Source organism: Mycobacterium sp. (genome assembly GCF_035506235.1).
GTDB lineage: Bacteria > Actinomycetota > Actinomycetes > Mycobacteriales > Mycobacteriaceae > Mycobacterium.
Map to the genome: position 1 here is coordinate 1 of NZ_DATJPU010000254.1, position 2,398 is coordinate 2,398.

At 70.2% G+C, this 2,398-nt stretch carries 3 protein-coding genes and 1 pseudogene; all 4 read left to right on the plus strand.

Features of this window, described 5'->3' with window-relative positions:
- Nucleotides 1–259: pseudogene (locus VMD50_RS23850) on the plus strand (hypothetical protein); the annotation flags it as partial.
- Complete coding sequence (locus tag VMD50_RS23855; RefSeq protein WP_325431390.1) at nt 246–647, plus strand: thiamine pyrophosphate-dependent enzyme; 402 nt, start codon at nt 246–248, stop codon at nt 645–647. The pseudogene VMD50_RS23850 and the gene VMD50_RS23855, both read left to right, overlap by 14 nt.
- Nucleotides 644–2,005 (plus strand): FAD-binding oxidoreductase, encoded by a 1,362-nt coding sequence (locus VMD50_RS23860; RefSeq protein ID WP_325431392.1) that lies wholly within the window; start codon nt 644–646, stop codon nt 2,003–2,005. Before VMD50_RS23855 ends, VMD50_RS23860 begins: the two co-directional genes overlap by 4 nt.
- 140 nt (nt 2,006–2,145) lie before the next feature.
- Nucleotides 2,146–2,346, plus strand: coding sequence for a hypothetical protein (locus tag VMD50_RS23865; RefSeq protein WP_325431394.1), 201 nt, complete (start codon nt 2,146–2,148; stop codon nt 2,344–2,346).
- The last annotated feature ends 52 nt before the right edge of the window (nt 2,347–2,398 follow it).

Below are 2,398 nucleotides of genomic sequence, written 5' to 3' on the forward strand. Positions count from 1 at the left end.
GCAGCGCTCCGACACAATTACCGCGGTCGTACCTGCCGCGCCCGAGCAGAGAGCAGACCTCGCCGCGCGCCTCGCCTACGTATCGGGCCGACTTTACGACATGCTGCAGACCACGGGTATCGGCGGCTATCTGATACCCGATGAGAGGCTCACCTGGGTGCTCCGCGACATGCGCGCACTCTGGTCAGATAACCCGGCGAAAGCACGGCCAGCAGCCGGGCTGGCCCTGAGGAAGAGTGACACCGGTGAACATCCGTGATGCGTTCTATGAGGTGCTCCGCGCACATGGGATCACGGCCATCTTCGGAAACCCGGGGTTCGAACGAGCTGCCGTTGCTTACGCCGGAGCGCTCGGATGGGGCCTGCCCGCGGCAATCGGCCTTCAGCTCGGCGACCCGTCCCGGCGAGTGGTGGCCATCCTCGGTGACGGCGCGCTGCACTACACGGTCAGCGTGCTGTGGACAGCCGCGCGCTACCGCGTTCCTGTCGTGTTCGTCGTGGCCCGACGGCCCGCGCCTGATCGAAGTGCCCCAGCAGCGCCTGCCCGCCACCTGAGCGCTACCGCCGTCGGCAGCTTCGGTAGTCTCAGCGGCCAGACGGCCGGCCTTTGTGCAGCAACTACCGGCGAGGGGGAACGATGGCGATGAGCATGATTCAGGCGCTGCGGAACGCGGGGGTGACGCGGGTCCTGGACCCGAGCGACCCGGGATATGCCAGCGAAACGTCGGGGTTCGACCTCGGACTCGCCTGTTTGCCCGACCTGGTGGTCGCGGTGCAAGCTCCTGCTGACGTGGCGGCAGCCGTCGCGGTCGCGAGCGAGCGCGGGGAGCGGCTCACCGTTCTGGGTTCCGGTCATGGGCGGCTGCATGAGGTGCGCGGCGGGGTCGCGATCAGCATGCGAGCGCTTGCCGACGTCGAGGTCGACGCCGGCGGGCGCTCGGCCCGGATCGGTGCGGGCGCGACCTGGGAGCCTGTGCTCGCGGCTACCGCACCGCATGGGCTTGCTGCTTTGTGCGGGTCGGCGCCGGCGGTCGGCGTGGCCGGATATCTCCTGGGCGGAGGTCTCGGCCCGCTGGCGCGGACCTACGGCTTCAGCGCCGATCATGTCCAGGCCGTCGAGGTCGTGACGCCCGCCGACGGCAGCCTGACCGTGACGGCGGAGTCCGACCCCGACCTGTTCTGGGCGCTGCGCGGCGGCAAGGGAGGTCTCGGCGTTGTCACCGCGGTGACGATCGGGCTCCTCCCGCTCACCCAGGTATACGGCGGCGCGCTGTACTTCGAGGCCGCTGACCTGCCGGCCGTGCTCGCTGCCTACGCCGAATGGTCACCCGCGTTGCCGGAGTCGACGACAGCCTCGATCGCCCTGCTGCGGCTGCCCGAAGCTGACGCTGTTCCCGAGGCGGTCCGCGGCAAGAAAGTGGCCCACGTCCGCCTGGCCAGCACCGACGCGCCAGCCAGCGCCGAACGGCAGCTCGCGGCGATCCGCGCAGTGGCCCCACCCTCGCTCGACACCACCGGCATGCTGCGCTACGACCGTATCGGCACGATCCATGGTGATCCCGTCACTCCCATGCCGGTTGCCAACGGCTCGGCCACACTGGCCGCCCTGGATACCGGTACCGTCGCGGCCTTGCTCGCCACCGCAGGCCCGCAGACCGATGCCCCGTTGTCCTCGGTCGAGATCCGCACCCTGGGCCGGGCGGCGGCACGCCAGGCACCCGTCCCGAACGCCGTCGGAGGCCGCTCAGCAGCGCACCTGCTCAACGTCTACGCCGCCCCCGATCCCGCACTCAGCGACATCGAACGCCTGGCGGCCGTCCGGGCCGTATTGGACGCTGTCGCCCAGTGGCGCGGACCCATCGAACTGATCAACTTCGTCGGCCGCGCGAACGGCGCCGACGCCGTGCTGCGATCGTGGTCACCCGATCAGAACGACCGCCTGGACGCCATCCGTGGCCGGCGCGACCCGGCAGGCATGCTCCCCTTCGGGCGACACGGAAAATGACCTCCGGCCCGACGGCATATCGATGATCATCGGCAGGAAACCCCACACTCGCCGTGGCCCGGAAAGGGCCATCACGCGTACCCGCCCGGGTAGACCGGCTGCCACATGGCGTCCCGCACCGACTGGACCAGGTACTCGTGTTGTCGTGTGGCAACGCCGTCTGCCGCCGGGCCAACATGCCCGATGCCCTCAAAGTCCTGGAGGCCAACCTCACCAACGGCCAGACCGCACTGGCCGCCCCCGCGCGTAAGCAGACCCCAGGCCGCCGGAACCGCCACCTCGGCAGACCCCACGCTGTCATCGTGCCGGGCCGCCGGGTGAAGCGGATGGTCGCGGGCTGAGCCATTCGATCCACTGGCCGGACGGATGAGCGCGGGCGAGCAGGCGGCTGCG